This is a genomic window from Stenotrophomonas sp. NRRL B-14846 (assembly GCF_050473585.1).
GTDB lineage: Bacteria > Pseudomonadota > Gammaproteobacteria > Xanthomonadales > Xanthomonadaceae > Stenotrophomonas.
The window spans coordinates 3376855-3398897 of sequence record NZ_JBFLUN010000022.1 but is presented as its reverse complement, the minus strand read 5'-3'; the positions used below and the strand labels follow the sequence as shown (position 1 = coordinate 3398897).

25 protein-coding genes are annotated in these 22043 nt (G+C 68.1%); 13 read left to right on the top strand and 12 right to left on the bottom strand.

The genetic code is table 11. The features are described 5' to 3' along the window. Window positions 1-3: 3 nt before the first annotated feature. On the bottom strand, window positions 4-1587 hold the full coding sequence (purH, locus tag AB1281_RS17860) for a bifunctional phosphoribosylaminoimidazolecarboxamide formyltransferase/IMP cyclohydrolase (RefSeq protein WP_430346559.1): 1584 nt from the start codon (window positions 1585-1587) through the stop codon (window positions 4-6). A 209-nt stretch (window positions 1588-1796) separates the two neighbouring features. Here purH and AB1281_RS17855 point away from each other — a divergent pair, with 209 nt between their 5' ends. From AB1281_RS17855 to AB1281_RS17830, 6 genes are read left to right on the top strand one after another with little or no spacing between them, the layout of a single operon-like run. Continuing rightward, entirely contained in the window at window positions 1797-2414 is a 618-nt protein-coding gene (locus AB1281_RS17855) for a CDP-alcohol phosphatidyltransferase family protein (RefSeq protein ID WP_430346558.1), read from the top strand. Window positions 2415-2448: 34 nt separating this feature from the next. Beyond that, window positions 2449-4200, top strand: a complete 1752-nt coding sequence (locus tag AB1281_RS17850; RefSeq protein ID WP_430346557.1) for a bifunctional alpha/beta hydrolase/class I SAM-dependent methyltransferase — start codon at window positions 2449-2451, stop codon at window positions 4198-4200. Then, entirely contained in the window at window positions 4200-5528 is a 1329-nt protein-coding gene (locus tag AB1281_RS17845; protein WP_430346556.1) for a phosphatase PAP2/dual specificity phosphatase family protein, read from the top strand. The genes AB1281_RS17850 and AB1281_RS17845 overlap by 1 nt, the downstream gene beginning before the upstream one ends. Next, window positions 5525-5962 carry a hypothetical protein gene (locus AB1281_RS17840; RefSeq protein WP_430346555.1) on the top strand — a complete coding sequence of 146 codons (438 nt, stop codon included), beginning with the start codon at window positions 5525-5527 and terminating at the stop codon, window positions 5960-5962. The genes AB1281_RS17845 and AB1281_RS17840 overlap by 4 nt, the downstream gene beginning before the upstream one ends. A gap of 13 nt (window positions 5963-5975) precedes the next feature. After that, entirely contained in the window at window positions 5976-6605 is a 630-nt protein-coding gene (locus tag AB1281_RS17835) for a lysophospholipid acyltransferase family protein (protein ID WP_014038692.1), read from the top strand. Continuing rightward, entirely contained in the window at window positions 6602-7597 is a 996-nt protein-coding gene (locus AB1281_RS17830) for a phosphatidate cytidylyltransferase (protein ID WP_430346554.1), read from the top strand. Before AB1281_RS17835 ends, AB1281_RS17830 begins: the two co-directional genes overlap by 4 nt. Window positions 7598-7896: 299 nt before the next feature. On the opposite strand, the gene fis is transcribed toward AB1281_RS17830, so the two are convergent. The 3 genes from fis to prmA form a co-directional block, all read right to left on the bottom strand. After that, window positions 7897-8172, bottom strand: coding sequence for a DNA-binding transcriptional regulator Fis (fis, locus tag AB1281_RS17825; protein WP_005419706.1), 276 nt, complete (start codon window positions 8170-8172; stop codon window positions 7897-7899). A gap of 115 nt (window positions 8173-8287) precedes the next feature. Continuing rightward, window positions 8288-9055, bottom strand: a complete 768-nt coding sequence (locus AB1281_RS17820; protein ID WP_430346553.1) for a DUF3426 domain-containing protein — start codon at window positions 9053-9055, stop codon at window positions 8288-8290. Between the two features lie 42 nt (window positions 9056-9097). Beyond that, window positions 9098-10018 (bottom strand): 50S ribosomal protein L11 methyltransferase, encoded by a 921-nt coding sequence (prmA, locus tag AB1281_RS17815; RefSeq protein WP_075676036.1) that lies wholly within the window; start codon window positions 10016-10018, stop codon window positions 9098-9100. Between the two features lie 164 nt (window positions 10019-10182). Here prmA and AB1281_RS17810 point away from each other — a divergent pair, with 164 nt between their 5' ends. Both AB1281_RS17810 and AB1281_RS17805 read left to right on the top strand, forming a co-directional pair. After that, window positions 10183-11154, top strand: coding sequence for a hypothetical protein (locus tag AB1281_RS17810; protein WP_430346552.1), 972 nt, complete (start codon window positions 10183-10185; stop codon window positions 11152-11154). Next, window positions 11151-11525, top strand: coding sequence for a hypothetical protein (locus tag AB1281_RS17805; protein WP_014038687.1), 375 nt, complete (start codon window positions 11151-11153; stop codon window positions 11523-11525). The genes AB1281_RS17810 and AB1281_RS17805 overlap by 4 nt, the downstream gene beginning before the upstream one ends. A gap of 128 nt (window positions 11526-11653) precedes the next feature. Here the strand turns inward: AB1281_RS17805 and accC are convergent, their stop codons facing one another. From accC to AB1281_RS17780, 5 genes are all read right to left on the bottom strand, one after another. Then, window positions 11654-13021 (bottom strand): acetyl-CoA carboxylase biotin carboxylase subunit, encoded by a 1368-nt coding sequence (gene accC, locus AB1281_RS17800; RefSeq protein WP_006473295.1) that lies wholly within the window; start codon window positions 13019-13021, stop codon window positions 11654-11656. Window positions 13022-13031: 10 nt separating this feature from the next. Continuing rightward, window positions 13032-13511: an acetyl-CoA carboxylase biotin carboxyl carrier protein gene (gene accB / locus AB1281_RS17795; protein ID WP_049443248.1), complete on the bottom strand. Its 480-nt coding sequence runs from the start codon at window positions 13509-13511 to the stop codon at window positions 13032-13034. A gap of 54 nt (window positions 13512-13565) precedes the next feature. Continuing rightward, window positions 13566-13991: a lysozyme inhibitor LprI family protein gene (locus AB1281_RS17790; RefSeq protein WP_430346551.1), complete on the bottom strand. Its 426-nt coding sequence runs from the start codon at window positions 13989-13991 to the stop codon at window positions 13566-13568. Next, window positions 13988-14437 (bottom strand): type II 3-dehydroquinate dehydratase, encoded by a 450-nt coding sequence (gene aroQ / locus AB1281_RS17785; RefSeq protein WP_164118801.1) that lies wholly within the window; start codon window positions 14435-14437, stop codon window positions 13988-13990. The genes AB1281_RS17790 and aroQ overlap by 4 nt, the downstream gene beginning before the upstream one ends. Window positions 14438-14788: 351 nt before the next feature. Then, on the bottom strand, window positions 14789-15517 hold the full coding sequence (locus AB1281_RS17780) for a DOPA 4,5-dioxygenase family protein (RefSeq protein ID WP_430346550.1): 729 nt from the start codon (window positions 15515-15517) through the stop codon (window positions 14789-14791). A 166-nt stretch (window positions 15518-15683) separates the two neighbouring features. Between AB1281_RS17780 and AB1281_RS17775 the strand changes: the two genes are divergently transcribed. Beyond that, window positions 15684-16511 carry an isocitrate lyase/PEP mutase family protein gene (locus AB1281_RS17775; protein WP_430346549.1) on the top strand — a complete coding sequence of 276 codons (828 nt, stop codon included), beginning with the start codon at window positions 15684-15686 and terminating at the stop codon, window positions 16509-16511. Window positions 16512-16584: 73 nt separating this feature from the next. Here AB1281_RS17775 and AB1281_RS17770 read toward each other — a convergent pair whose 3' ends face one another. After that, on the bottom strand, window positions 16585-17118 hold the full coding sequence (locus tag AB1281_RS17770) for a hypothetical protein (RefSeq protein ID WP_430346548.1): 534 nt from the start codon (window positions 17116-17118) through the stop codon (window positions 16585-16587). A gap of 125 nt (window positions 17119-17243) precedes the next feature. On the opposite strand from AB1281_RS17770, the gene AB1281_RS17765 reads away from it, so the two are divergent. Next, window positions 17244-17840 (top strand): NAD(P)H-dependent oxidoreductase, encoded by a 597-nt coding sequence (locus AB1281_RS17765; protein ID WP_430346547.1) that lies wholly within the window; start codon window positions 17244-17246, stop codon window positions 17838-17840. Between the two features lie 16 nt (window positions 17841-17856). Beyond that, a complete protein-coding gene (locus tag AB1281_RS17760) occupies window positions 17857-18450 on the top strand; it encodes a TetR/AcrR family transcriptional regulator (RefSeq protein ID WP_430346546.1) in 594 nt (197 codons plus the stop codon). A gap of 5 nt (window positions 18451-18455) precedes the next feature. Here the strand turns inward: AB1281_RS17760 and AB1281_RS17755 are convergent, their stop codons facing one another. Beyond that, complete coding sequence (locus tag AB1281_RS17755; RefSeq protein ID WP_430346545.1) at window positions 18456-19241, bottom strand: D-alanyl-D-alanine carboxypeptidase family protein; 786 nt, start codon at window positions 19239-19241, stop codon at window positions 18456-18458. Between the two features lie 175 nt (window positions 19242-19416). On the opposite strand from AB1281_RS17755, the gene AB1281_RS17750 reads away from it, so the two are divergent. Continuing rightward, entirely contained in the window at window positions 19417-20166 is a 750-nt protein-coding gene (locus tag AB1281_RS17750; RefSeq protein WP_430346544.1) for a hypothetical protein, read from the top strand. A 136-nt stretch (window positions 20167-20302) separates the two neighbouring features. Beyond that, on the top strand, window positions 20303-21850 hold the full coding sequence (locus tag AB1281_RS17745; RefSeq protein ID WP_430346543.1) for an alkaline phosphatase: 1548 nt from the start codon (window positions 20303-20305) through the stop codon (window positions 21848-21850). Here AB1281_RS17745 and AB1281_RS17740 read toward each other — a convergent pair. Next, window positions 21847-22026 carry a hypothetical protein gene (locus AB1281_RS17740; protein ID WP_075676046.1) on the bottom strand — a complete coding sequence of 60 codons (180 nt, stop codon included), beginning with the start codon at window positions 22024-22026 and terminating at the stop codon, window positions 21847-21849. The two genes, AB1281_RS17745 and AB1281_RS17740, sit on opposite strands and share 4 nt — an antisense overlap. Window positions 22027-22043: the final 17 nt, after the last annotated feature.

Genomic DNA, 22043 nt, shown 5'->3' with positions numbered 1-22043 from the left:
GGATCAGTGGCGGAAGTGGCGCACGCCGGTGAACACCATGGCCAGGCCATGTTCGTCGGCGGCGGCGATCACTTCGGAATCGCGCATCGAACCGCCCGGCTGGATGACCGCCTTGATGCCGGCGGCAGCGGCGGCGTCGATGCCGTCGCGGAACGGGAAGAACGCGTCGGAGGCCATCACCGAGCCCTCGACCACCAGGTTCGCATCGGCGGCCTTGATGCCGGCGATGCGGGCCGAGTACACGCGGCTCATCTGGCCGGCACCGACACCGATGGTGCGGTTGTCCTTGGCATAGACGATCGCGTTGGACTTCACGAACTTGGCCACCTTCCAGGCGAACAGCAGGTCGGTGAACTGCTTGTCGGTCGGCGCCAGCTTGCTGACCACCTTCAGTTCATCACGGGTCATGCCGCGGTTGTCCGACGACTGCAGCAGCAGGCCCGAGCCGACGCGCTTGCTGTCGAAGTTGTTCAGGCCGTCGCCGTGCGGGATGCGCAGTACGCGCACGTTGGCCTTCTTCTGCGCGTACTCCAGCGCGGCCGGCTCGTAGTCCGGGGCGATCAGCACTTCGACGAACTGGCGGTCCAGGATCACCTTGGCGGTGGCGGCGTCCAGCGGTTTGTTGAAGGCGATGATGCCGCCGAAGGCGCTGGTCGGGTCGGTGGCGTAGGCCAGCTCGTAGGCATCGCCGTTGCCGGCACCGACCGCAACGCCGCACGGGTTGGCGTGCTTGACGATGACGCAGGCCGGCGCGTCGAACTGGCGCACGCACTCCCACGCCGCATCGGCATCGGCCAGGTTGTTGTAGCTCAGCTCCTTGCCCTGCAGCTGCTGGAAGGTGGCCAGCGTGCCCGGCACCGGGTACAGGTCGCGGTAGAACGCGCCGCTCTGGTGCGGGTTCTCGCCGTAGCGCAGGTCCATCACCTTCACGAAGGTGGAATTCATCTGCGCCGGGTACTCGGCACGGGCCGGCACCGCGGCGTCGGTGGCGGTGACCGCCGACAGGTAGTTGCTGATCGCCGCATCGTACTGGGCGACGCGGTTGAACGCGGCCACCGAGAACGCGAAGCGGGTGGCAGCCGTCAGCTGGCCGTTGTTGGCCTCCAGCGAGGCCAGCAGCTCGGCGTACTGCGACGGGTCGGTGGCCACTGCCACGCGGGCAAAGTTCTTGGCCGCCGAGCGCAGCATGGCCGGGCCGCCGATGTCGATGTTCTCGACCGCGTCGGCCAGGGTGCAGTCGGCCTTGGCGGTGACCGACTCGAACGGGTACAGGTTCAGCACCAGCAGGTCGATGGCACCGATGCCGTGCTCGGCCATCACTGCATCATCCAGGCCCGAACGGCCCAGCAGGCCGCCGTGCACCATCGGGTGCAGGGTCTTGACCCGGCCGTCCATCATTTCCGGGAAGCCGGTGACGTCGGCCACGTCCTTCACGGCCAGGCCCGCATCGCGGATCGCCTTGGCAGTGCCGCCGGTGGACAGCAGCTCCACGCCGCGTGCCGCCAGCGCAGTGGCCAGCTCGACCAGACCGGTCTTGTCGGAAACGGAGAGGAGGGCCCGGCGGACGGGCAACAGATCAGCAGTCATGGGACAGAATCGGCAGCGGAGCGGGGCCGATATTGTAGGCGGTGGGGGCCGGTGGCGGGCGCCGACGGGAAAAATCGACCCGCACCGATGGCCCTGCGGCCGCCTTCAGCACAGCCTGGCCGGGGGCGGTCCGCAAGCAATTCGATGGGGCGCGCTGCCCCAATCGGGTAGGCTGTGCCGGAACTGCCAAGGATCAGCGGGTTCGGATCGTGTCGATCTATGCATTGAAAGGACGTTTTCAGGACCTGTTGCGTCCGGCCGTACGCGGTCTGTACCGCATGGGAATCACCGCCAACGCGGTGACCGTGGCCGCCGCCGTGGTCTCGCTGCTGGTGGCCGCCGCCGTCTGGTGCTGCGCGCCCGCCCAGCCCCTGCTGTACCTGCTGCTGCCGCTGTGGATGCTGCTGCGCATGGCGCTCAACGCCGTGGACGGCATGCTGGCCCGCGAGTTCGGCCAGCAGTCGCGGCTGGGCGCCTACCTGAACGAGCTGTGCGATGTGATCGCCGACGCGGCGCTGTACCTGAGCCTGCTCAGCGTGCCGGGCGTGCGTCCGGAAGTGCTGTGGCTGCTGGCCTGGACGGCGGCGCTGAGCGAGTACGCCGGGGTGCTGGGGCTGATGGTCGGTGCCAGCCGCCGCTACGACGGCCCGATGGGCAAGAGCGACCGCGCGTTCGTGATCGGTGCGCTGGGCCTGCTGCTGGCGCTTGAGTGGGGTGGCGCAATGACGGTCACTGGCGTGGCCGCGGCCATGGCGGCGCTGTGCATGCTGACCATGATCAACCGCGTCCGTCGCGGACTGCGGGAAGCGGCGGTTTCGCCGAATTAATCAAGCAGATACAAAAAGACAATCAGGAGATTGCATGCGTCAGGCGCAGGAACGGGAATTCCACAGCTTCGACCAGGTACCGCTGTTCTACCGGTACTGGGCGGGCACCACCGCAACGCCGGCCACCAAGGCCATCGTGCTGCTGCACCGCGGCCACGAGCACTCCGGGCGTGTCACCCACCTGGTCGATGAGCTGGACCTGCCCGACACCGCCTTCTTCGCCTGGGATGCGCGCGGCAATGGCCGTTCGCCGGGTGCGCGTGGCGATGCACCAGGCTTCCCGGCGCTGGTGCGCGATCTGGACAGCTTCATCGCCCATATCGGCGCCGAGCACGGCATCGCGGTGCAGGACATCGTGGTGATCGCACAGAGCGTGGGGGCGGTGGTCGCCGCGACCTGGGTGCACGACTACGCACCACGCCTGCGCGCGCTGGTGATGGCTTCGCCGGCGTTCAAGGTGAAGCTGTACGTGCCGTTCGCGCGGCCGGGCCTGGCCTTGATGCAGAAGCTGCGTGGCAATTTCTTCGTCAACAGCTACGTCAAGCCGCAGTGGCTGACCCATGACCCGGCGCGGGTGGAGAGCTACCGCACCGATCCGTTGATCACCCGGCCGATCTCGGTGCGCGTGCTGCTGGGCCTGTACGAAGCGGCCGACCGCATCGTGGCCGATGCGCAGGCGATCAGTGTGCCGGTGCAGCTGCTGGTGTCCGGCTCCGACTTCGTCGTGCATCGTGGCCCGCAGGACCGCTTCTACGAGCACCTGTCCAGCCCGATCAAGGAGCGCGTGCACCTGCCGGGCTTCTTCCACGACACGCTGGGCGAGCGCGATCGGGCGCCTGCGCTGGCACGCATCCGCAGTTTCATCCAGGCGCGTTTCGCCGAGCCGCTGCGCGAGCTGTCACGGCGCGACGCGCATCGCCATGGGCCGACCTTCGAGGAATCGGAGATCCTGGCGTGGCCACCGGAGCGTAACAGCCTGGCCGACCTGCGCTGGCGCGTGGTACGTGGCGGCCTGCGTTTCGGCGGAACGTTGTCCGAAGGCATCGCGCTGGGACTTCAGACCGGTTTCGATTCCGGCAGCACGCTGGACTACATCTACCGCGACGAAGCGCGTGGCAAGGGCCCGCTGGGTCGGATGGTCGACCGCAACTATCTGGATGCGATCGGTTGGCGCGGCATCCGCGTGCGTGGCCAGCACCTGCAGGAACTGCTGCGCGACGCTGCCCAGCGCCTGCGCGGGCAGGGCACGCCGGTGCGCGTGCTGGACGTGGCCGCCGGCCATGGTCGCTACGTGCTGGAAGCGCTGGGCCAGGGCGAACAGCGCGCCGAGCGCATCGTGCTGCGCGACTTCAGCGATCTGAACGTCACCCAGGGCCAGGCACTGATCGAGCGCCTGGGGGCGGCTGACATCGCCCGCTTCGAACAGGGCGATGCGTTCGATCCCTCGCAGCTGGCAGCGGTGGACCCTGCACCGACGCTGGCGGTGGTATCCGGCCTGTACGAACTGTTCCCCGACAACGATGCGGTGCTGCGTTCGCTGCAGGGCATTGCCGCGACGGTGCCGGTAGGCGGCTACCTGGCCTATACCGGCCAGCCCTGGCACCCGCAGCTGGAGTTCATCGCACGCGCACTGACCAGCCACCGGGGGGGCGCAGCGTGGGTGATGCGCCGCCGTACCCAGCAGGAAATGGACGAGCTGGTGCGCCTGGCCGGGTTCGAGAAGGTGGCGCAGCGTATCGACGACTTCGGCATTTTCACCGTGTCGCTGGCGCGCCGGACCGCGTGATGGCGACGCTCGCCGCATCCCCGCTGGCCGCAGAGGGGCGCCCCTGGCGGCGCGCCCTGTTGTGGCTGGCCCTGCTGGGCCCGTTCTTCTTCGCCAGCTATGGCTTCGCCAACTGGATGGCTGGCCGCCATGCCGAACTGCCGGTGATGGCGTTCGGATGGGAAACGCAGATTCCGTTCGTGCCGTGGACGATCGTGCCGTACTGGTCGATCGACCTGTTCTACGCGATCTCGTTCTTCCTGTGCCGGCGTCGGCTGGAACTGGACCGGCACGCGCTGCGGCTGTTCAGTGCACAGCTGATCGCCGTGAGCTGCTTCCTGCTGTGGCCGCTGCGCTTCAGCTTCGAGCGGCCGGAGATCGGCGGCGTGTTCGGCTGGCTGTTCGACGTGCTGCTGGGCTTCGACAAGCCGTTCAACCAGGCGCCGTCTCTGCACATCGTGCTGCTGATCGTGCTGTGGGTGAAGTTCGCGCAGTACCTGCACGGTGTGTGGCGCTGGGTGCTGCACGTGTGGGCGCTGCTGATCGGCGTCTCGGTGCTGACCACGTTCCAGCACCACTTCATCGATATCCCGACCGGCTTGCTGGCCGGCTGGCTGTGCGTCTGGCTGTGGCCGGAGCAGGGCACGCCACCGCTGCGTGCATGGCGCACGGCACGTGATGCCAAGCGCTGGCGCCTGGCGGGGTTGTACCTGCTGGGGGCCGCTGTGCTGCTGGTGCCGGTGATCCTGCTGCGGGGGGCGGCGTTGTGGCTGCTGTGGCCGGTGGTGTCGTTGCTGCTGGTGGCGCTGGCCTATGCCGGGCTGGGCACGGCGGTGTTCCAGAAGCGCGCTGATGGGCGCCTGACCATGGCGGCGCGCTGGTTGCTGGCGCCGTACCTGGGCGCGGCCTGGATCAATTCGCGGCTGTGGACGCGGCGTGCGCCGCAGCCGGTGCCGGTGATGGATGGCGTGTGGCTGGGGCGTATTCCCGGTGCTGCGTTGCCAACACCCCTGGTCGGCGTGGTCGATACCTGTGCTGAACTGTCCGGTCGTGCACCGGGCGCGACTTATGCCAGCGTGCCGATGCTGGACCTGGCGGTGCCCACGCCGGAACAGCTGCGCGAGGCGACCGAGGCGATCGAGCGCCTGCGCATGCAGGGGCCGCTGCTGGTGTGTTGCGCGCTGGGCTATTCGCGCAGTGCCGCCAGTGTGGCGGCCTGGCTGTTGCGCAGTGGACGCGCCGCCGATACCGATGCCGCGGTGGCGATCGTGCGCGCGGCACGTCCCGGCATCGTGCTGGGCGCGGCGCATCTGCATGCCATCACCGCTGCAGCGGGAGCACGCACGTGAGTACGGTTCCCGATCTGGCGACCATGCAGCTGCTGCTGCGGCAGGGCCGTTGGCCGGCGTTGCTGTCGCTGGGCCTGTTGCTGGTGGCGTTGCTGCTGCTTGGCACCGAGCCGGGCCTGGCGATGGTTGCTGCCGGCCTGCTGCTGGCCAGCGTCGTCGCCGGGCTCGCACAGGCCTACCACGCATGGCGGGTCGGGCTGGATGCCAGCCTGCTGCAGCTGCTGCGCGATGAAGGCCTGGAGGGTGACGCCGCTGCGCGCCGTACCGACCAGCTGCTGCACGACAGTGGCCTGCGCCGCGCAGCGCCCGACGCGTCGTTGCGCGGCTGGGACCTGCGCTGGGCCGGCATGCGCCGCCTGCTGCTGCGCCAGTACCTGCTGACAGCGGTGCAGGTGGTGCTGCTGGTGCTGGCCGTGGTGTGGCCGCAGACGTGAACGGGAGGAGCCGATGTTCGCCGAACTGATTGCCCGCGCCTGCAGTGGCGCGATCCACGTGGTGACCGGTGCACGCGCGCTGTGGATCGGCTGTGCGCCGTCCAGCGAGCGCCGCGTGTATTACGGCAACCACGCCAGCCATGGTGACTTCGTGCTGATCTGGTCGTCGATGCCACCGGCATTGCGGCGCCAGGTGCGCCCGGTTGCCGCAGCCGAGTACTGGCAGCGCGACGGCCTGCGCCGCTACCTGATCGATGCGGTGTTCAACGGTGTGCTGGTCGAGCGCGAGGCCGGCCATCGCCAGCAGGACCCGTTGCAGGTACTGCGCGATGCCGTGGATGAAGACTGCTCGCTGATCCTGTTCCCGGAAGGCACGCGCAACGTCGGCGATGAACCGCTGTTGCCGTTCAAGAGCGGCATCTACCACCTCGCGCGGCAACGGCCGGAGCTGGAGTTCGTACCGGTGTGGATCGACAACCTGAAGCGGGTGATGCCGAAGGGCCGGTTCCTGCCATTGCCGCTGCTGTGCACGGCCACCTTCGGCACGCCGCTGCGTTTGCAGGCTGACGAGGACAAGGCGGCGTTCCTGGCGCGCAGCCGGCAGGCGCTGCTGGACCTGGCGCCGAATGGAGGGCGCGCATGAGTTACCTGATGGATGTGTCCGGCGACCTGGCCGCGCGCAGCGTGGGCCAGCAGACCGGCCTGCTGTTCGCTGGCGTGGGCGCGGTGCTGGTGCTGGCCACGCTGGTGGCCGAGACCCTGCGCTGGCGCCAGCGCGGTCGGCCCAGCGCGGTGATCGCCAACCTCGTGTCGCGCATCCGCGCGTGGTGGGTGATGGCGATCGTGGTCGGGCTGGCGCTGTTCTTCGGCCGTGCCGGGGTGATCGTGCTGTTCGCGATCATCTCGCTGTTCGCGCTGCGTGAGTTCATCACCCTGGCGCCGACCCGTTCCGGCGACTACTACGCGCTGCTGGCCGCGTTCTACATCGTGCTGCCCTGGCAGTACTACCTGGTGTGGATCGACTGGTACGGCATGTACACGCTGCTGATCCCGGTCTATGCGTTCCTGTTCCTGCCGATCCTGTCGACCATCGGTGGCGATACCACGCACTACCTGGAGCGCACGGCGAAGGTGCAGTGGGGGTTGATGATCTGCGTGTTCTGCATCTCGCACGTGCCGTTGCTGCTGAACCTGCACGTGCCCGGTCTTGATCCGTCGCGCAACGTGCTGCTGTTCGCCTTCCTGGTGATCGTGGTGCAGTCCTCGGACGTGCTGCAGTACATCTGGGGCAAGCTGCTGGGAAGGCACCTGATCGCGCCGAAGCTGTCGCCGTCGAAGACGGTGGAGGGCTTCGTGGGTGGCGTGCTGAGCGCCAGCGCGCTGGGGGCGGCGCTGTGGTGGATCACCCCGTTCACGCCGCTGCAGGCATTCGGCCTGTCGCTGCTGATCAACCTGATGGGATTCTGGGGCGGCCTGGTGATGTCGGCGATCAAGCGCGACCGCGGCATCAAGGACTGGGGCCACATGATCGAGGGGCATGGCGGCATGCTCGACCGGCTCGATTCGGTGTGCTTCGCCGCGCCGGTGTTCTTCCATGTGGTGCGGTACTACTGGAAGGCGGGCGGCGGCGGCTGATTCCGCGGGGACGGCATCCACGCATGGCGTGGATCTACTGGACGGGGCGGGGCGGTTGATCGCCGGGGCTTCGTCCACGCATGGCGTGGATCTACTGGACGGGGCGGGGCGGTTGATCGCTGGGGCTTCATCCACGCATGGCGTGGATCTACTGGACGGGGCGGGGCGGTTGATCGCTGGGGCTTCATCCACGCATGGCGTGGATCTACCGGTAGTGCCGGCCGCTGGCCGGCAACGGCAACATCCTGCCATCGTTCATGGGGTTGCCGGCCAGCGGCCGGCACTACCCACGCGCGCGCTTATGCGCTGATGCCGTATTCCTTCAGCTTCTTGCGCAGGGTGGCGCGGTGGATGCCCAGCATCGCGGCGGCTCGGCTCTGGTTGCCTTCGCAGTGGTTGAGCACTTCCACGAACAACGGGATTTCCATCTCGCGCAGCACGATCTCGTAGACATCGTCCGCGTCGCAGCCATCGAGGTCACGCAGGTAGCGGCGCACGGACTGGGCGACGTGTTCACGCAGCGGTGGCCGGGGAGCGCCACGACTGTTGTCAGGACGAGAGAGGACAGCGTTCAAGGGGGTTCCCGATCTGGTTGGCCCGTGCGCGCGGAGCGCGCGGCCGGACGAGGTGGTGGCGGCCAGTCTAGCGCGAGCGTGCCCGACCTGCCACGGCTGGTCGCCTCTACCCTGGTCAGAGGAAGTCGAAGGTGAATGCGACGGTGGACGCGGCAGGCTCCTGCACGCGGAACGCGATGCGCGCACTCTGGCCCGGTTCCAGCAGGGCGGCGCCGGGGGCTTCGCCGAGATACTGCGCCGGTGCGAACACGCCGCTGCCGATCACCCGGCCATCGGCATCGGACAGCGACAGGCGCAGGTCCGGCCAGGCCTGTGCCCAGCGCGCATCGTTGCGGATGCTGGCCTGCACCTGCAGTACGCCGGCCTGGCCCGGCAGCGGACGGATCTCACGGCTGGTCATGGTGAACGCGGTGGGCTCGTGCCAGGCCGGCAGGCTGCAGCGCAGTGCGCCGCACAACGCGCCCAGCCAGGCGCGGTTGCCGGCGTCGGCGGCCAGCCGCGCACGATCGGCCAGCACGCTCTGCAGTACCAGCAACAGTGCCAGCCCGGCGACCAGCACCCAGTGCCAGCGCGGCGTCGGCAGCGTGCGCGGCCGCGAAGTGCCCAGGAAGCTCGGCGCATCCCCGGCCACGGCCTGCGCGGCCGGGACGGCAAGGACGGGTTCGGTCATGGCCGCTTCGTCGAGGATGACGGTGTCATCGCTCTGTCGCGCCTCCGCCATCGGCGGCAACGTCGCGTCGATCGAGTCGCCGGCCTCCGCGGCAGGGATGTCACGCACCGCCGGGTCGGGCGTGCGCGCATCGGTTGCAGGTGCGGCCTCGCCTTCCGACGCGGGGCGCAGGAAGGTGGCCAAAGGGCGGCGCGGCGGGTTCGGCTCGGACATGCTCAGGGCGCGGGCTCGGATCCAGCGGTCATTCAATCACGATCAGGCGCGGCGTACGCCGGTGATGCGCATCCAGTCGCCATCCTGGGTGGCCTGCAGATCGTCGAACCACGCGGCATAGCGCTGCAGCAGTTCGCCTTCCTGGCCATGCAGGATGCCCGACAGGGCGATGCGACCGCCGGCGGCGACGCGTGCGGCCAGCAGCTCGGCCAGCGCATCCAGCGCCGAGGCAAGGATGTTGGCGACCACGATCGGATAGGTGGCGACCGGTTCGTCCTGCGGCAGGTACACATGCATGCGGGCCTGCTCGCCATTGCGCTCGGCATTGTCGGCGGTGGCGACCAACGCCTGCGGATCGTTGTCCACGCCGATCGCTTCGGCGGCGCCCAGCTTCAGCGCGGCCAGCGCGAGGATGCCCGAGCCGCAGCCGAAGTCGAGCACGCGCTGGCCTTGCAGTTGGCCGTCCACGGCCAGCTGGTCCAGCCAGCGCAGGCACAGAGCGGTGGTCGGGTGGGTGCCCGAGCCGAACGCCAGGCCCGGGTCCAGCCGCACCACGGCGGCATCGGCGGCCTGTGCAGCGTCCGGCAGTTCATGGTTCCACGGCACGATCCAGGTACGGCTGCCGAAATCCATCGGCTGGAACTGGTCCAGCCAGGCGCGTTCCCAGTCTTCGTCTTCGACCGCGCGGAAGCTGCCATTGCTCCAGTCCAGCTCCGGGTCGAACGATTCCAGTGCGGCCAGCAGCAGCAGCGCATTGCTGTCGGCGGGGAACAGCGCGCTCAGCACCAGGGTGTCCCACAGCGGCGTTTCACCCACGCCGGGTTCGAGGATGGCCTGTTCGTTGCTGGTGTCGGCTTCGGCATCGAGCAGGGTCACGGCCAGTGCGCCGACGTCCTCCAGCGCATTTTCATAGCGGGGCTGGGTGGCTTCGGTGCAGCGCAGGGTCAGTTCCAGGAACGGCATGGCGGTGGGGGCAATCGCGGGAAAGGGGGCCATGCTAGACCATCGGGGCGTCTCCGTATTGCCTGAGATGCCGCCTTGAGCTGAACGGGGGCAGTTCAGACAGGCCTGTCAGGCCTTGCTAAACTCCGCGCTTTCCTGTGTGCCGTGAACGCTCACACCCGCCTATGGCCTTCGCTCCGACCCTGAAAACCTGGTTGCTCGTGCTGCCGGCGGTGGCCGTGCTGGGCGTGGCCGGGTATCGGGCCAGCGGCCATGCTGCGGGCGTGGGATCGCCGTCGGCGTCGCCGGACCTGCCGCTGGCCGTGGCCAGCCGTGACAGCGGAGCGCCGCTGCCGGTGGTGCCGGAAGCACTGGCGCGACGGCTGGCGGCCTTCGAGCGCGGCAACATGCTGCCGTCGGGCCTGCCGCTGGACCTGCGCGCCGACATCGAAGACGCCAGCGACCTGTATGCCTACGCCCAGCGCCTGCGCGCACAGGCCGACAACGGCAATCACGAGGCGCGCTGGATGCTCAGCCGCGTCTATGACTATTGCGCGCAGTACGCACTCGATCCGGGCGGCTACCGCCTGGACAACAACGTGCTGAGCGGGTTGGGCCTGACGGCGGCGCCGGCGATGATCGAGGCGCGCGAGCGCGTGGCGCAGCGCTGCGGCGGATTCGTGCCGGGCGACAAGCTGGGTGCGGCGCTGGTGCTGTCCGAGCGCCGCAAAGCGGCCGCACAGGGCAACCTGGCCGCGGAAGCAGCGCTGTTCGCCGAAGGTGAGCCGCTGCACGACAGTGCCGAGTACCGCCGCGACCTGGTCGAGCGCGTGCGCACCTCGCGCGACCCGGAAGCCTACATGGCCATCGCGCCGGGCATGGGCGTGCGTGCTGCCGGTGACCGCGCGCTTGACGGGCTGGTGGCGGGCGAGCAGCTCAGTGAACTTGCATGGCGGCTTGCGGCCTGTGAACTCGGTCTAGCCTGTGGAGCGGACAGCGTGCTGGTCAACAATTTTTGTGCGAACGGAGGGATCTGTTCGCAGGATGGAGCGCAGGATTTCCGGGATTTCGTGTATGACGCTGCGGTATCGCGGCAAGGTGCTGGGAAAATGAAGGAATGGATCAAGCGATTGGTTGGAAAGAGGGACGGGCGATGAATTACCGTCGATTCCTGCATGGGGCCAAGTTCTGGTTCTGGGTGGCGCTGTTCGTGGCCTACTCGGCCGGCGCGGTCGGCCTGTTGATGATCGATACCTACGAGGACCGCTACCGGCATCTGTCGAAGGTGGAGCTGACCACGGTGAAGGCGCAGGAAGACGTGCGCCGCGCCGGTGCCAGCCAGGTCGCTGCGGTCTATCGCGCGCAGAGTGGCATGCCATTCGCTTCACTGCCGGCCGGCAGCACCTTCCAGGTGGTGTGGCCCGATGGTTCCACCGAAACCATGGTGATCGTCGACCCGACCTCGCCCAATGGCGTGCGGCCGCTGGCCAACTCGCAGATCCCGGCGACGGCGGCGGACGCGCGCTGAGCCTGCCTGGGTAGAGCCGGGCAGGCCCCGGCTGTGCTTTCCGGCAAGCCGGGCATGGGCTCGGCTCTACAGAAACAGAAAAGGGCGGGGAGATCCCCGCCCTTTTCATGTCCAGCACCTGGCGCCGATCAGGTCAGTGCGATCGGCTTGTTCTTGCGCTCGGCAAGGCGCTTTTCCAGGTAGTGGATGTTCTGGCCACCGGCCTGGAAGCCCTTGTCACGCATGATCCGCTGCTGCAGGGCGATGTTGGTCTTGATGCCATCGACCACCATTTCGCTCAGCGCCACCCGCATGCGGGCGATGGCGGTTTCGCGGTCCGGGCCGTGCACGATCAGCTTGCCGATCATCGAGTCGTAGTTCGACGGCACGCGGTAGCCACTGTAGATGTGGGTGTCCACGCGCACGCCGGGGCCACCCGGCGGATGGAAGCCGGTGATGGTGCCCGGGCTCGGCACGAAGGTCTCGGCGTCTTCGGCGTTGATGCGGCATTCGATGGCATGGCCGGTCAGCACCACGTCGCTCTGCTTGATCGACAGCTTCTGGCCGGCGGCGATCTTCAGCTGCTCGGCCACCAGGTCGATGCCGGTGACCATCTCGGTGACCGGATGCTCCACCTGGATGCGGGTGTTCATTTCGATGAAGTAGAAGCGGCCGTCCTCGTACAGGAACTCGAACGTGCCGGCACCGCGGTAGCCGATGCGCACGCAGGCTTCGGTGCACACCTTGCCGATCTGCTCGCGCTGCTCGGCGCTGATGCCCGGTGCCGGTGCTTCTTCCACCACCTTCTGGTGGCGGCGCTGCATCGAGCAGTCGCGCTCACCCAGGTGGATGGCGTTGCCCTGGCCGTCGGCCAGCACCTGGATCTCCACGTGGCGCGGATTCTCCAGGAACTTCTCCATGTAGACCTCGCCATTGCCGAACGCGGCCTTGGCCTCGCTCTTGGTGGTTTCGATCGAGGTTTTCAGCGAGGCTTCGGCGTGCACGACGCGCATGCCGCGGCCACCGCCGCCACCGGCCGCCTTGATGATGACCGGGTAGCCGATCTCACGGGCGATCTTGGTGTTGGCGACGATGTCCTCGCCCAGCGGGCCGCCCGAGCCGGGCACGCACGGCACGCCGGCGGACTTCATCGCGCGGATGGCTTCGACCTTGTCACCCATCATGCGGATGGTGTCGGCCTTGGGGCCGATGAAGATGAAGCCGGACTCTTCCACGCGTTCGGCGAAGTCGGCGTTCTCCGACAGGAAGCCGTAACCCGGGTGGATGGCCTGGGCGTCGGTGACTTCCGCCGCGGCGATCAGCGCCGGGATGTTGAGGTAGCTCTGCGGCGACGGCGCCGGACCGATGCAGACCGACTCGTCGGCCATGGCCACGTGCTTGAGGTTGCGGTCGACCGTGGAGTGCACGGCCACCGTGCGGATGCCGAGGGTATGGCACGCGCGCAGGATGCGCAGCGCGATCTCCCCTCGGTTGGCGATGACGACTTTGTCGAGCATGGCGTGCCCCTCAGCCGATCACGAACAGCGGCTGGTCGAATTCCACCGGCTGGCCGTTCTCGCCGAGGATGGCGACGATGGTGCCGGACTTGTCGGCTTCGATCGGGTTGAACATCTTCATCGCTTCGATGATGGCCAGGGTTTCGCCTTCCTTGACCTGCTGGCCAACGGTGACGAAGGCCGGCTTGTCCGGGGCGGACGAGGCGTAGAAGGTGCCGACCATCGGCGAGCGCAGCACGTGGCCTTCCGGCAGCGCCGGGCCCGGCTTGGCGGTGCCGCCGGTGGAGGCTTCGGTCGGCGACTGCATCGGCATCGCCTGCGGCGCCGGAGCGGCCGGAGCGGCGTACACCGGGGCTGCAATCGGGGCGGCATAGCCGGCCACCGGGGCGCGCGACAGGCGCACCGACTCTTCGCCTTCCTTGATTTCGATTTCAGCCAGGTTCGACTCTTCCAGCAGGTCGATCAGCTTCTTGATTTTGCGGAGATCCATGGTGGCCTCTTTGCTCTTGATGTCAGTGTGGTGGGGAGTGCGGTTGCACTCGGGTCAAAGCAGTTCGTAGAACTCGCGCAGCTGCCGCGTACGGTCGCGCGTCTGGGTGATCAGGCACTGCATCTTCGCGGGATTGCGCGAGGTGCCGTCTGCGTTGAAGGCGTACACCGCCTCGCAGTCTGCATCGCGCAGGGTGATCCAGATGCGCTGGGCCTTCACCAGCTGCTGTTCGGCCTCTGCGCAGCGGCTGCAGCTGCCATCGGCCGCCTGTGCCTTCAGTTCGCCGCGCGCCTGGATGTAGATGGCGTTCAATGCGCTGTCGGCATCATCCAGGCGATCGGAATCGCACATGTCGCGCTCGTAGCCGCCGGTGGCCTGCGCGCAGTCAATGCCTGCGGCCGCGCGCTCGGCGGCGACGCTGGCGCCGCAGATGGCGGCCCACAGCACGATGCTGGCCAGCACTCTTGGCAGCATCTTCACGCGCTGGCCGCCTGCACGCGCAGCAGTGCCGCGTCCATCGCGTAGCGGTAGCTGTCGGCACCGAAGCCGCATACCACGCCCACTGCCTTGTCACTGAAGTAGCTGTGCTGGCGGAACGGCTCGCGGGTATGCGGGTTGGACAGGTGGATCTCGATGAACGGCACCGCCACCGCCGCCAGCGCATCGCGCAGGGCGACCGAGGTGTGGGTGAAGGCGGCGGGGTTGATCAGGATGAAAGCGGTTCCGTCACTGCGCGCGGCCTGCACGCGGTCCACCAGCACATGCTCGGCGTTGGACTGGAGGCTTTGCACGGTGTGCCCGGCGGCCGATGCCTGGGCGGCCAGGGCCTGGTCGATGTCGGCCAGCGTGGTGTGGCCGTAGACCTCCGGCTCGCGGGTGCCGAGCAGGTTGAGGTTGGGGCCGTGCAGGACCAGCAGCTTCGCCATGGGATCCGGAAGACGGGAAAGGGCGGCAGTCTGGCGGAACCGGCGGATGCTGTCCAGTTCGGCGAAGTTTGCAGCGTTTCAATCGATTGTTTGAAATCTGCCGGAGTGCCTGTGGCCGTATGGCGGGCGCTGGATCAAGGCGCGCTGAACGTGGTGCTGGCCGGGGATGCTGGCACGTAGGCCGACGATGCCGGCAAGGCCGGGCGATGACCGACCCCGCAACGGGCCGTGATGCGGTAGATCCACGCCATGCGTGGATGAAGGAAGTTCGGTGCGCAGCAAGCTACGCACCCACCGAGGGGCGGCCCAAGGTGCGCTGCACGCCACCCACCGCCCCCGCCACGCACCCGCTCAGGTCTCCAGCGGCACCGTCGGCACCACGTTCGGGAACACCTCCTCCAGCGGCTCCCGTTCCCCCGGCTTCGGCGCCGGCCAGTTGTAGGCATTCACCGGCTGCGCGCGATTCACCCACAACGCGTAATGCAGATGGTCGGCGCGGCCATCGCCGGTATTGGGGTGGATCAGGATGGTCAGGCCCAGGCTGTTGAGCTGCAGCCAGGGCACCAGCACCGGCAGCAGGTCGTTGGTGAAGCCGAAATAGAACGACGGGGTGACGTGTGGTCCGCGCGGCTCAAGGTTCCAGTTGCCCAGCTCCACCGGGAAGCGCTCGGCGGCCCAGCGCCGCAGCAGCGCGGCCTTCTCGAAGCTGTCCTCATCGAAGTAGATGTGCGCGTGATAGCTCTTGATGGCGGTGTAGGCGCGTGGCCGGGTGGGCAGCGTGGCCTCGCCGGGGCGCACGCTGGCCGGGCGCGGGGTGGGTTCGCTGGCCGTGGCCTGGCCCCAGGGGCTGCGGCCCTCGGGCGCTGGCGGAACGATGGCGCGGAAGCCGGGCCGCCCGGGTTCGGTGATGTTCACGCCGCTGTCGCTGCGTACGGCCGCGGTGGCGGTCGAGGCACTGGCCAGGCCACCGGCGGCCAGTCCGGCCGACGCGATCAGGCGTCGGCGGGTGGGTGAGAGCAGGTCGGCCCAGTGGGCGTCATCGTCGCCGGCGTCGACGAGGGGCTGCGGGTCCGGGTGCATGGAGGGCTCCGTGGCGGCACTGTGTGGGCAGGCAAGCACGCTCGGGCAGCGCGCACGGTGGTGTCCAATAAGCAGCCGGTATCACCTCATGCACGGCCGCCTTCATCGCCATTGAGTGCGACCGGGTGGCGGGCTAGGGTGCAGGTCTGCCGCCCCGGAGCCCGCCATGACCTCGCCCGATGCCGATACCCAACGCAAGCGCGCGGCCTTCCGCCAGCTGCATGCAGCAGGGTGCTTCGTACTGCCCAATCCGTGGGACGTGGGCAGTGCCCGCTACCTGCAGCGGCAGGGCTTCCAGGCACTGGCCACGACCAGTGCCGGCTGCGCCTGGAGTGAAGGGCGGCCGGATGGGGCGGTTTCGCTGCAGGCCACGCTGGAACATCTGCGGCTGATGGCGGCAGCGACACCGCTGCCGTTGAACGCCGATTTCGGTGATGGCTTCGGTGATACGCCGCAGGCGGTGCAGGAGGCGGTGGCGGCGGCGATCGATACCGGCATCGCGGCGTTGTCGATCGAGGATGCCAGTGGCGTAGCCGATGCGCCGCTGCGGCCGATCGGGCAGGCGGTCGAGCGACTGCGTGCGGCACGTGCGGCCATCGACCACGCGGGGGGCGATGTGCTGCTGGTCGGGCGGGCCGAGAATTTCTTCGTTGGCGTACCGGATCTGCAGGACACCCTGCAGCGCCTGCGCGCCTATGCCGAGGCCGGCGCCGATGTGCTGTATGCACCGGGCATCAGCACGCGCGAACAGATCAGCGCGGTGGTCGCCGCTGCGGGGCCGAAGCCGGTGAACCTGCTGGTCGGTGGACCGACACCGCTGAGCCTGCAGGACATCGCCGCACTCGGCGTGCGCCGGGTCAGCCTGGGCGGTGCGCTGGCGCGCGCGGCGTGGGGTGGGCTGATGCAGGCGACCCAGCCGATCCTGCAGGACGGCCGCTTCGATGGCCTGCAGCAGGCGGCTTCCGGGGCCGCGTTGAACGCGCTGTTCCGCTGAGGGAAACCCCGGTGCGGACTCTGGCCAGCAGGGACAGTGGATCCACGCCATGCGTGGATGGATGCGCCTGCGGCTACAGCGCCTCCGTCTCACTCTCGGGCAGGACCACGTCCGGTTCCAGGTCGGGCAGCAGCAACTGCAACAGCCCGGGGTTGTCCGGCAGCGCGGCGCCATCCAGATAGCGCCATTGCGTGGTACCGACGCGCCGCACAGCGACCATGAATGACGTGCTGCGCATCGGCGCTTCGCGCACGCGCAGCAGTGACTGGCGCGGTACGAAGCAGACTTCCTCGTCACCGGCCGCATAGGTGCGGCCCGGTACGCCCGCCTCGTCGCTGATGATGGTGACGCCGGCCTTGCGCAGTTCCTTTACCGTGTCGCGGGTCGCCCGCGCATAGGCCTCGTCGCCGCCGGCCAGCTGCTTCAGGCTGGGATGGGTGCGCGCGATGATCAGCTCGGTATCGCCCCGGGCGAAGGCGTCCATCATCGCCTGCACCTCCTTGCGCAATGCGGCCGAGTCTTCCGGACTGAGCTCACCGGCCAGCGCGGGCGCAACGGCCATTGCCATGGGCAGGGCCAGCAGAAGGGCAAGCAGATATCGGTGCATCGTCGGGTATCTCAGCGGGAACCGCCGCACTATACGGTGGATGCGGAAACAGCGTCCCACGCATGGAGCTGGTATCCCGGGCGTCGCTACTTACTATTGGTAGGTAGTGAATTCCGGACATCCCCATGCACACCCTCATCGTTACCGCCCATCCTGAATCCGCCGCGTTGACCCATGCCATCGCCAGGCGCATCGGCGAAGCCATCACCGCGTCGGACGCCGCCAACCGCGTGACCCACGCCGATCTGATGGCCGAAGGCTTCGATCCGCGCTTCAACATGCAGGACCAGGCGCTGTTTCGTGGCACCGGCGCAACGCCGGCCGACGTCGCCGCCGAGCAGGCGCGGCTGGAGGCTGCCGACACGTTGGTACTGGTCTACCCGTTGTACTGGTGGTCGTTCCCCGCGCTGCTGAAGGGCTGGATCGATCGTGTGTTCACCCAGGGCTGGGCCTACCAGGACGGTGCCGATGGCAAGGTGCAGAAAAAGCTGCAGCGGTTGCGCGTGCACCTGGTCGGCATCGGCGGGGCCGGCGCGGACATGATCGAACGGCGCGGCTACGGTGCGGCGATGAAGACCCAGATCGACATGGGCATCTTCGACTACTGCGGCGCGCGCGTGCTGTCGTCCCACCTGCTGCTGGACGCCGATTCCGGTACAGCCGAAGCGCATCTGCAGACCGCGCTGGCGATCGGCCGTAAAATCGGTACTCCGATGCGCTGACCGCCGTGCTCCACCGATGCCTGCCAACGCCGCACCCACGCGCCGCCGATTGACCCGTGAGCAACGCGCCCGCCAGTTGCTGGACGTGGCCTGGGCGCTGGTCGGCGACGAAGGTACCGATGCGCTGACGCTGGGGCGGCTGGCCGAGGCTGCGGGTGTGACCAAGCCGGTGGCCTACGATCACTTCGTGACCCGCAATGGGCTGCTGGCCGCGCTCTACGATGACTACGACGGCCGCCAGACGATGGTCTTCAACGAGCGCATCGGCCGCGCGCGGGCGCAGTTGGCCGATCGTGCGGCGGCAATCGCCTCCGGCTACATCGACTGCATCCTCAGCCAGGGCAGTGAAGTGCAGGGCATCCTTGCCGCGTTGGTCGGTGCACCTGAACTGCACGAGGTGCGGCGGCGCTACCAGCAGGACTTCATCGACAACTGCGACACCTGGCTGGGCCCATTTGTGGCCGATGGCACGGTGCCACTGGCCGGACGCTGGGCGATTCTCGGTGCGGCCGAGGCCCTGTCCGAAGCCGTGGCGGCAGGCGCGCTGGACAAGACCGGCGCCGAGGCAGAGCTGCAGCGCTTGATCGTGGCGACGGTCAAGCGGCGCTGAGCCGCTCAGGCGTCGGCAGTGTTGCCGGCCAGCGCCGCGAACCCGGCGGCCAGACGCTCGCGCACAAGGGCATCGCGTGCGTCGCGGCTTTCAGAACCCAGCACCACGGTGATCAGGCGAACCGGCTGATCCCGCCCGGGCACCGACCGGCATGCGGTGGCGGCCAGGCAGAAGCCTGCTGCCTGGGTGTAGCCGGTCTTCAATCCATCCACGCCGTTTTCGCCAAGCAGGGCGTTCTGGTTGCTGCGGCTGAAGCTGCCATGCGCGAACGCGCGCTGCGCGGTGATTGCCAGTATCTGCGGGTGGTCATTCAGCAGGCAGGCGGCGAGCACGGCCATGTCGCGCGCGCTGGACGCATGGTGCGCGGTGGTGATGCCGGACACGCTGGCGAACCACGTGCTGCGCAGGCCAAGCTGGCGCGCGTGCCGGTTCATGCGGTCCAGGAACGCAGGCTGTGATCCGTCCAGATGGCGCGCGATGGCCAGCGCCGCATCATTGCCGGAGACGATCATCAGCCCTTCCAGCAGGCGTGCCAGGCTGACCGTTTCGCCGGGCACCAGGCCCATGCGCGTTTCATCATCGGCCACCGCATGCACATCTTCGGCGACGATGGTGACCACTTCGTCCCACGCACGAGCGTTCTCTTCGACGCATTCGTAAGCGGCGTAGGCGGCCATCAGCTTGGTCAGCGAGGCCGGCTGCCGCGCGATGTCCGCGTTGTGCTGGTGGATCACCGCGAAGGTGCTGGCTTCGATGGTGATGGAGGAGTGCGCAGTCGGCGATGGCGACATGTCGGGAAGGCTGTGCTGGGATGCCGCACGAGGATAGCGGATCGCGGGTGTGCGGACCGGCTTCCGGCATGAATCTTGCCTCTGCATCGACCCGTACGAATGTGCCGGCAAGTACGCTAACGTTGCGCCTCCGCCGGGCCGGAAAGCCCGATTTTTCAGTAGCGAAGGGACATCCATGAAGAAGCGTCTGATCGTCACCGGCCTGGCCTGCTTGATGCTGGTGGCATGCGCCAACCCGAAGAACACCGTGATTCCGCAGGACGTGGACCAGTTGGCCACGATCAAGCCCGAGCTGGAGAAGCTCACCCCTGAAGAACAGCAGTTGGCTGCCGCCTACATCGTGCGTGTGACCCTGACGTCGAAGATGGCCGGCGTGTTCGGTGGCAAGGAAGGCCAGGGCATTCCGCCGGGCATGACGCTGGGCAAGGCCGTGGAAGAGCAGCGCCGCTTTGTCGAAGAGCGGAAGGCCGAGGAAGCGCGCCAGGCCGCGTTGAAGGCGGAACTTGAAGCGCGTCGCGAAGCGGCGATGAAGCCGCTGCGCGAGGCGGTCACCGTCACCGTGGTGTCCAAGGACATCGAAGTGCAGCGTTCGCACGGCATCACCACCGACGAATTGCTGGTCGTGGATTTTGGGTACCAGAACAACACCGGCAAGGACATCGCCGGCGTGAAGGGCTATGTGTCGGTACGCGATCTGTTTGGCGAGGAGATTTCTGGATTCGCCATCACCAATGACGTGACCATTCCGGCTGGCCAGAGCGTGATCTGGCAGGGTAGTCGCTCGGTGCGCTTCTCGCAGACCAAGAGCAATGACCGCAAGCTGGCCAGCCTGGATGAGAGCAAGTACACGGTGGTGTGGACGCCGGAAGCCGTGGTGTTCGTTGATGGCAGCTCGCTGACCTTGCCGCAGGACGCGGCGTCCTGAGGCCGTCGGCCGGACCTGATGGCGGGTCCGGCCCCTTGGGCGCTGCCGCGGTGGCGCCCGCACACTCCTGCAATATAGCAATGCTATAACGTTGCAAAAGCGGCGCGATCCGCCGCTGAGCCGTCTGCAGGAGCCCATGACCCGACCCGTTGCGCGACGTTGGCTGTGCCCGTCGATCCTGGCCGTACTGGCCGCGCTGAGCGGCTGCCAGCCGAATCTGCGCACCGATGCTGTTCCCATCGCCGAAGCGCGCCCGCACAACGTGATCGTGATGATCAACGACGGTGCCGGTTGGGGCACCTGGGATGCCGCCGCCTACTGGCAATACGGCAGCCGCGAAGGCGCGCCGTATGCGGATTTCCCGCAGCGCCTGGCGGTAACCACCTTCCCGTTGAACGCCAGCAGCCAGCCGACCCGCGACAACGCGCAGACCCTGGGCTACGACGCAGGCAAGGCCTGGGACAGCGAACCGGTGCCGGCGCAGGACCTGCCGTTCGTCGGCTACCAGTACCTGGCGGCAGTCGCGACCGACAGTGCTGCGGCCGGTACGGCGTTGTCCTCGGGCATCAAGACCTACAACAACGCCATCAATTACAACAACGATGGCAATCCGGTCGAGTTCAATACGCTGCGCGCCAAGCGGCTGGGCATGGCGACCGGTGTGGTGACCTCGGTGCCGTTCGCGCACGCCACGCCGGCAGCGTTCGCGGCGCAGAACGAGTCGCGCAACAACTATCACGCGATTGCGCACCAGATGCTGGCGCAGGGCCACATGGACCTGGTGATGGGCACCGGAGGTCCCGGCTACAGCGTTGATGGTCGCGCCTGTGACGAAGGTGCCGGCGCGGCGAAGGCCGAGGGCTGCGCGAACCCGTGGGAATGGGTCTCCCCGCAGGACTGGCAGCAGCTGGAAGCGGGCAGCACCATTGCCGGCAATCCATCGGGGCCGTGGCGCCTGATCCGCAGCAAGGAGGCGTTCGCCGCGCTGGCGCAGGGACGGCTGCCGGCCGACCGGCCGCTGATCGGCGTGCCGCGCGTGGCCAATACGCTCCAGCAGGCGCGCCAGCTGCAGGTGCTGGGCAAGGATGCGGCCACGCCTTCCGGGGTAAGGAAGATCGACAGCGTGCCCGATCTTGCGACCATGACGCGTGGCGCGCTGCAGTTCCTGCAGCAGCGTTCGGCCAAGGGCCTGTTCCTGATGGTGGAAGGCGGCGCCACCGACTGGGCCGCGCATACCAGCGCCTGCGGCACCGAGTGGCACTACGGCCAATGCAGCGACCAGCCGCAGTACGGCCGCCTGATCGAGGAAACCGTTGAGTTCAACGACGCAGTGGCGGCAGTGGTTGAATGGATCGAGCGCAACGGTGGTTGGGAGCGCAACCTGCTGATCGTCACCACCGACCACGACAACAGCATGCCGATGGGCCCGGATGCACAGAACGTTGCCTTCGCGCCGGTACGCAACAACGGCCGCGGACGCATGCCGGGGATGAGCTTCCGGCCCACCGGCAACCACTCCAATGCGCTGGTGCCGCTGTGGGCCAAGGGCGCAGGTGCGGAGCTGCTTGGAAAGCGCGTGCGGGGTGTCGATGCCGGTTACCGCCAGCACGTGCGCTGGAATGACGGCAGCTACATCGACAACACCGACGTGGCTGCGGCGGTGCAGGAGGCGCTGCAGCGCTAGGGGCGTGCCGGCCAGCGGCCGGCCGCTGCAGGCTGCCCGGTTGGCGAGGTTGCTGGCCAACGGCCGGCGCTACCGGGAGTGCTGCTGGGCGGCGGGACCGGACTGGCCAGCTGCCGTGCCAGCTCGGCGTTGGCCACGTGGCCGTGCAGGAACAACAGGCTGCCGTAGATGTTCATGAGCGTGCCTCCACTTG